Origin of the sequence: Microcoleus sp. Pol8_D6 (genome assembly GCF_036700965.1) — a bacterium.
Lineage (GTDB): Bacteria > Cyanobacteriota > Cyanobacteriia > Cyanobacteriales > Microcoleaceae > Microcoleus.
The window spans coordinates 1-6,207 of record NZ_JAUBPW010000131.1 but is presented as its reverse complement, the minus strand read 5'-3'; the positions used below and the strand labels follow the sequence as shown (position 1 = coordinate 6,207).

The window sequence follows — 6,207 nt, the reverse complement described above, 5'->3', positions numbered from 1 at the left end:
TTGGGCATGGGTTTCGCGATCGCATGATTCCGGATTACTTCCAGTATACGTCTTAACCGCCTTGGCGACTGCTATATTAAATAAGTCAGGAAGCTGGCTGTGCGAGAGCCACTTGATAATTATTATCCTTCTTCTGAACTTTCAATCTTTGGCATGATTGCCACTTGATGTTCGCTCCCGATTAATTTTACTTTAAAATCCGCCGATGCGGACTGGAATAATTTGATTAGACTAGAAGTATTACCCAAAAATTGTTTTACAATTAAATCAGCATGAAACTGATATTTTGCAAAAAAATCTTTCTTAATTTTTGCTACAGGAATATACTCCTCTTTTAACTCCAGTTGGGCAGTTTCAATTATTTCCACAAGTATACTTTTTAAAACACCCAGCGACTCAATAGGATTGGAATTGAGAGCGGGAATTATTTCTAGCAAATTGTGATTTGTAGCAACAGAATCCAAAGATACTTCAGCCACCGGGGTCACTTCGTTTTCTCCTGATTCCGACAGTGCTGCTACATGGGGAGTTGTAGAATTGAAAGCCACAGTACGCCGCTCTTGAAAAAGCTCAGCCACACTAGAAAATCGAGCTATCCGCTCATCAATAGATTTGTGTTCCGCCTTCAAAAAGTCACCAATTTGATTAGCCAATTCTTCCAAACTAGGGACTTCTTGTTCCCTTTTGCAAGAATAGTGATTAGTATCACCAGTCCGAAGATTTTCAACAGACAAAACAGCATTTTGTCGTCGCACCCGAAACACAGTCAATCCCTGATTTTGCAACTGATTGCAAAGGTGATTTAACAAACCATCCGAAGAACAGACAAAAACTTGTCGCACATCTCGATATCGATATAAAATAGCAGCGCCAAAAGCAATCATTTTACCATCAGCACTATTAGCACCGCCCGGAACGTGAATCAGTTCGTAACCGCGATCGTAAAGTTCAGCATCCAGCTTGCCCATACTCAGGTTTTTCCAGTTAGCAAAAGCAATTTTAACTTGCAGGGGATAGTCGCACAAACTGGCTAAGAATTGTTCTGTATTAACCTTAAGTTTCAAATTTTCGGCATCCAACAGCAAAATCGAAATCCCGCCTGACTCTGTGGTGGTTGCAGGGGCGATTTCCTTCGGGATAGCTTCGCTTAACCCTGTTTCGGTGCATTTGCGACTGAAAGACGGCAAACCGGCGGACTCAAAAAATTGTTTGCGGCAAGCTTTGCAAAGATACCGCTGATGACCGTTGGGACGGCCGTTTTTACGAACTTGGTCAGATTCGCATCGAGGACATTTCATTAACCCATTATGCAGCCTACTCCCGAACCGAACAAGACATTACCTATCTTCTTCTTTCTCTTCCTACCCTACCCTTCGGGAACTCCTGCGGGGAACGGGAACGGCTTCGCCGAACGCGCTCTTTGTGTCTTCGCGGTTCGTTAAATAGATATTCTTTAAGCGGTTCAAGAGTAAATTGTGGCAGTAGATCGGCTCATAATAACAAAAGAACGTTAACAATTCTTAAAAAAAATGGCTAGAGACTTGCGGGGATTCCTAAAACTACTCGAAGAACGGGGACAACTGCGCCGAATTAGCGCCTTAGTCGATTCCGACCTCGAAATTGCCGAAATTTCCAACCAAATGCTGCAAAAAGGCGGCCCCGGATTGCTGTTTGAAAACGTCAAAGGGGCCGAATTCCCCGTCGCCATTAACCTGTTGGGTACAGAAGAGCGCGTTTGTTGGGCGATGAACATGGAAAAGCCGATCGAACTAGAAGAGCTCGGCAAAAAACTGGGAATGCTACAACAGCCAAAACCGCCGAAAAAGATTTCGCAAGCCATAGAATTCGGCAAAGTCCTGTTCGACGTAGTGAAAGCCAAACCGGGCCGCGACTTTTTCCCAGCTTGTCAGCAAGTAGTAATTGAGGGAGAAGGGCTGGATTTGAACAAAATCCCGATGATTCGCCCTTATCCGGGAGATGCGGGCAAAATTATCACCCTGGGTTTGGTAATTACCAAAGATTGCGAAACGGGTACGCCGAATGTGGGGGTTTATCGGTTGCAGTTGCAGTCAAAAAATACGATGACTGTACACTGGTTATCGGTGCGGGGCGGGGCACGGCACTTGCGGAAAGCGGCGCAGGCTGGTAAAAAATTGGAAGTTGCGATCGCCCTTGGAGTCGATCCCCTGATTATTCTCGCCGCTGCAACGCCAATTCCTGTAGATTTATCGGAATGGTTATTTGCCGGACTTTACGGCGGTTCCGGCGTGCAATTGGCGAAGTGCAAAACCGTAGATTTGGAAGTACCGGCGGACTCGGAAATCGTATTAGAAGGAACGATTACCCCCGGCGAAGTTCTGCCCGACGGGCCCTTCGGCGATCACATGGGTTATTACGGCGGCGTGGAAGATTCGCCGCTGGTGCGATTCAACTGCATGACGCACCGGAAAGACCCGATTTATCTGACCACATTTAGCGGGCGGCCGCCGAAAGAAGAAGCAATGATGGCGATCGCGCTTAACCGTATTTATACGCCTATTTTGCGGCAGCAAGTATCGGAAATTGTCGATTTCTTCTTACCGATGGAAGCGCTGAGTTATAAAGCGGCAATTATCTCGATTGATAAAGCATATCCCGGTCAAGCGCGCCGGGCTGCTTTAGCATTTTGGAGTGCTTTACCGCAGTTTACTTACACTAAGTTTGTGATTGTTGTGGATAAAAGTATCAACATTCGCGACCCGCGTCAAGTAGTTTGGGCAATTAGTTCTAAAGTCGATCCGGTTCGAGACGTATTTATTCTGCCGAATACGCCTTTTGATACGTTAGATTTTGCCAGTGAAAAGATTGGTTTGGGAGGCAGAATGGGGATTGATGCTACTACGAAGATGCCGCCGGAAAGCGATCACGAATGGGGTGAAGTTTTGGAGTCTGATCCTGATGTGGCGGCGATGGTAGAAAGGCGTTGGGCTGAGTATGGTTTGGCAGATTTGAATTTGGGTGAAGTCGATCCGAATTTGTTTGGATATGAGATGAAGTAGGGGAATTAACCGTAAAATCTGACATATCGCACATCCTCGATCGACCTGTAGCGGCGGGTTTTTCCAACCCTTTATGACACAGATAGACAATCTCAAAAACCCGCCCCCACCAAACGAAAAATCGCAACTTATCTCTTTTTAATGCGATCGGGACTTATGCGCTTCGTCAGAGAAACCGGGTTTTTTGCCTTATCTGCGGGCTGTAACGAAGTATTCTCGAAAAAACCCGGTTTCTGGGCCCCATGCGTAAGTTTTTTAGGAAATTGCCAACAATCGCTCTAGCAGCAACACCTACTCCGTCTCCCGAAGTTGCTGAAGCAGTGCTTGCGTTGCTGGATGCTGGGAAAGCTGCGAGTCTTGACCCGTTGATATCGCCTGCTGGAGACAATCAATGAAATTGCTCCAAACTTTTTGGGTGTTGGGATGATTCTCTCCTAATCGGTTGAAAAAGATTTCTAATGCTCCCAGGTAAAGCGGTTCTGCCTCTGGGTAGCGACCCATAGTATGGTACAGCAATGCCAGATTACTCAAACTACCTGCCGTATCGGGATGGTCGGCTCCGAGCTGCTGCTCAAATATAGAGAGCGATCGCACATACAAGGGTTCTGCTTCCGGGTAGCGACCCATTACATGGTACAGCAATGCCAGATTGTTCAAACTCGTTGCCGTATCGGGATTGTCAACTCCGAGCTGCTGCTGGCGGATCGAGAGCGATCGCACATACAGGGGTTCTGCCTCCGGGTAGCGTCCCATTGCACGGTACAGCTCTGCCAGATTGTTCAAACTACTTGCCGTAGAGGGATGGTCGGCTCCGAGCTGCTGCTGGTAAATAGAGAGCGATCGCACATACAGGGGTTCTGCCTCCGGGTAGCGTCCCATTGCACAGTACAGCAATGCCAGATTGTTCAAACTCCTAGCCGTATTGGGATGGTCAACTCCGAGCTTTTGCTCGCAGATCGAGAGCGATCGCACATACAAGGGTTCTGATTCCGGGTAGCGTCCCATTGCACGGTATAGCTCTGCCAGATTGTTCAAACTCGTTGCCGTATCGGGATGGTCAACTCCGTAGCGTTTCTCTGTCATTTGGAGGCAAGCTTTCAACCATTTCTCCGCTTCTGGCCACAAACTCTGTTCCTCGGCAACCCACGCTAAGACCGTGAAAGACCGCATAGCATCAGTGCTATCTTCCAGCAAATGCGACCATTGCTCCGCCACCACCTCCAAATGGGGTAGCGCCTCCTTCACCCGTTCCTGCACCTCCAGTGTCACCGGATACGAAATCGTCTTCGCCACCGCTGTCAGCACCACTGCAAAGTTGCTCCGCAAAATCTCAGCATCGGCGCGCCCCTGCAATTTGGCCGCAAAAAACTCCCGAATCAAAGCATGAAGTTGATACTGCTTTTGCTCCACCCGCCCCAGCAAACTCAACTCCACTAAACGCCGCCGACTCTGGCTCAAAACCCGATCGTCCAGTAGCAAACACCACTGCTGGGGTGCTTGCACCTTTCCCCACACCACCAACAATTTCTTCAGCCAGTTTTGCTTTGGGGCTTCTACTCTACAAACTACGACCACTGACTCCACCAACTGCCAAGGCATCGGAGCCAAAGCAAATACACTCAGCAATACCGCCAACTGCTGTTCGGCAGCATTTAACTGCACCCAACTTAACTCAAAAGCCGCCGCTACAGGAGTCAGCACCTCATCCTGCAACAGCTTTTGCTGCAACTGTGCCAATAACTCTGCTACCGACACATCTGGCTCTACCTTGAGAAAGGTTGCCACCAGTTCAATCCCCAAGGGCAAATACTCCAACCAAGCACACAATTTCTCAGCAACAATCTGTTCCTGAACAATGCGAGTCTCTGCCTGACTAACTTCATACAGTAACTTGAAAGCATCCAAGGGTCTGAGCTTCTTTAAATCCAATCGCTGCAAGGTTTTTTCTTCCAGTCGCTGTCGCGCAGTCAGCAACACTTTAAAGCGGGGATTTCTCGGCAGCAACCGCTGCACCGCCCGGTAATCGTTGACATCATCCAATACCAGCAGAGCATTGCCAGAGGTTTGTTTTGCCCACTCTTCGTAGCAAAACTGCAACCGTTCCTCCAGATTGTCGAGAGTATCCGGCGGCTGAATTCCCATTCGCAGCGCTTTTTGCAACACCTGCGGCGCTAAATCGTTGTCCCGGACAAACACCCACCAAATCCCCGCTGGATAGGTGTTGTGTTCGCGGTGAAAGTTTGCATACTGCCATGCCAATTCTGTCTTGCCGATGCCGCCCATTCCCGACGCAGCGGCAATGGCAACGCGGCTCCCATCCTGCAACAATGCGTGCAACTGCTGCATTTCCTCATCCCGTCCGACAAAGTTTTTTGAACCGAGTTCCGAGGGAATATCGTATAGTTGGTAAAAACTTGTGAAACCTGGATTCGGTGTTTTTCGCTCCAGGTCTAGGGCTTTTTTGCTAATACCTTAATCAATTTCCGAAACGTTGGGAAATGCTGCTGGAAAAAATTCTCTGTATCCAATTCAGCCTCGTAGGAAATTCCCACAAACGGCGGAATGCTTGAGATTACGCCTTTAAGTTTCGCGGCCGCTGTCGCTCCCGGTTGGTTTAGCTTGTCCCGAATCTCCTGCAAAATCTGAAGCACTTCATCTGAATACTGTCCCTGCACTTCAATTTGCCCAACTTCTTCGACAATCTCGGCAACAATAATCTCAGCCTCATGTTCGGGAATTTCCACCGTTTTCGTTTGCTGAGCGATAACCTGCCAATAATCATCTTCCTGCTCCCGAATCTCCTTGCGTAGCTCTCGGATTTGCTGTTTAATTCGGATCTTTTCTTCTTGCGGTGCTAAATTTAGAGCCTTCTGCTTGCCCACCAATTGCTCTTGCAGATCTTCCAAGTTTTCTTGTATATCAGACAGACGATTAATTGGCATTAATATAACTCCGGCAGAATGAAGGACTCCTGACTCTAGTCTACAACCGGAAAATTCCAATATACGCATTAATGCGATCGAACTGATGTCTTGCATTTGTTGCCAGATTCCGGCAGGGGTTGAAACCCCTGCCTCAAAGCGAAAGTCCACTTAACTGTAGTTTAGACTAACCAAAGATGAGAACGGTGGCAAAAGAAGAACTAGAGCCACCGCGCCAGGAGAGAATG

The 6,207-nt window shown here is 48.0% G+C and carries 4 protein-coding genes; 1 reads left to right on the top strand and 3 read right to left on the bottom strand.

Translation table 11 applies throughout. The annotated features are described in order from the left end of the window. Positions 1-122 precede the first annotated feature (122 nt). Complete coding sequence (locus tag QUA10_RS28460; protein ID WP_445243611.1) at positions 123-1,298, bottom strand: IS1/IS1595 family N-terminal zinc-binding domain-containing protein; 1,176 nt, start codon at positions 1,296-1,298, stop codon at positions 123-125. Between the two features lie 231 nt (positions 1,299-1,529). Here QUA10_RS28460 and QUA10_RS28450 point away from each other — a divergent pair, with 231 nt between their 5' ends. Next, entirely contained in the window at positions 1,530-3,038 is a 1,509-nt protein-coding gene (locus tag QUA10_RS28450; RefSeq protein WP_333085856.1) for a UbiD family decarboxylase, read from the top strand. Between the two features lie 291 nt (positions 3,039-3,329). Here the strand turns inward: QUA10_RS28450 and QUA10_RS28445 are convergent, their stop codons facing one another. Continuing rightward, a complete protein-coding gene (locus tag QUA10_RS28445) occupies positions 3,330-5,384 on the bottom strand; it encodes a tetratricopeptide repeat protein (protein WP_333085855.1) in 2,055 nt (684 codons plus the stop codon). A gap of 104 nt (positions 5,385-5,488) precedes the next feature. Further along, complete coding sequence (locus QUA10_RS28440) at positions 5,489-5,980, bottom strand: hypothetical protein (RefSeq protein ID WP_333085853.1); 492 nt, start codon at positions 5,978-5,980, stop codon at positions 5,489-5,491. Positions 5,981-6,207 lie beyond the last annotated feature (227 nt).

Bases quoted from the DNA above. Each gene is read 5' to 3' on its own strand.
- QUA10_RS28460 (WP_445243611.1), bottom strand. From the start codon at position 1,298: ATGAAATGTCCTCGATGCGAATCTGACCAAGTTCGTAAAAACGGCCGT.
- QUA10_RS28450 (WP_333085856.1), top strand. From the start codon at position 1,530: ATGGCTAGAGACTTGCGGGGATTCCTAAAACTACTCGAAGAACGGGGA.
- QUA10_RS28445 (WP_333085855.1), bottom strand. From the start codon at position 5,384: ATGCAGCAGTTGCACGCATTGTTGCAGGATGGGAGCCGCGTTGCCATT.
- QUA10_RS28440 (WP_333085853.1), bottom strand. From the start codon at position 5,980: ATGCCAATTAATCGTCTGTCTGATATACAAGAAAACTTGGAAGATCTG.